The following is an 830-nucleotide window of genomic DNA, read 5'->3' as shown; positions in this document are numbered from 1 at the left end:
AACGTGAACCGCCCGCCCTGGCTCGACATCTGCACGATCGCCCCGCTCCCCTGCCCGCGCATATGGGGCAGGACGGCGCGGACCAGCGCCGCCGGGCCGAACAGATGCAGGTCCATCAGCGCGCGCAACTCGCCGTCCGTGGTCTCCTCAACGGCGCCCACCAACCCTCGTCCGGCATTGTTGACCAGCACGTCGACGCGCCCGTACCGGCGGACCACGCCGTCGACCACGTCCACGACCGCGTCCTGGTCCGTGACGTCCAGGGCGACGGCCTGTACCCGCCCCGGATGCTCCTCCACCAGATCGTCCAACGCCGCGGGCCGCCGCGCCGCCGCCACGACGGTACCGCCCGCCGCCAGCGCCGCCTCGGCGATCGCCCGGCCGAACCCCGACGACGCCCCCGTGATCAGCCAGATCCGCTCCGTGTTCGCCATGCAGCCTTTATCGCAGCCGCCGCACCCCTACGTCCACCGCAACGGGCGCGCCGCACCCCGTTCGCCGGAAACGTCCGCAACCTGCCCGGACAACACGTCTCACGCGGTGGGACGCGGCCCGTTCAAGGCGGCATGCAGCGCATGCAACGCGTGATACACGCGAACCTTCACCACATCGACCGGCACGCCCAACAAGGCGGCGGCCTCATTGACCGAACGCTCCCGGAAGACCGTCTCGGTGAGAATCTCACGGTGCGCGGACGGCAGCGCCCGGAAGGCCCGAGCGACCACCGCAGGCCGCATCCGCTCCCCCGCCAACCCGGGAACGAACGAACCGGTGTCCTTGCCCATTCGCAGTGCCACGCCACGAACCTCGCACCCCCCACCCCCCAACAC

General features: G+C 71.3%; 1 protein-coding gene and 1 pseudogene. Both read right to left on the bottom strand.

Going from position 1 to position 830, the window contains the following annotated elements; all coding sequences use genetic code 11:
• On the bottom strand, positions 1-434 hold a 434-nt coding region (locus tag E1298_RS47330), incomplete at its 3' end, for an SDR family NAD(P)-dependent oxidoreductase (protein WP_131903900.1).
• Between the two features lie 99 nt (positions 435-533).
• Positions 534-830: pseudogene (locus E1298_RS47325) on the bottom strand (hypothetical protein); the annotation flags it as partial.

Source organism: Actinomadura rubrisoli (genome assembly GCF_004349215.1).
GTDB classification, from domain to species: domain Bacteria; phylum Actinomycetota; class Actinomycetes; order Streptosporangiales; family Streptosporangiaceae; genus Spirillospora; species Spirillospora rubrisoli.
The sequence above is the reverse complement of the archived record's forward strand: the minus strand, read 5'-3'. Positions and strand labels throughout refer to the sequence as shown.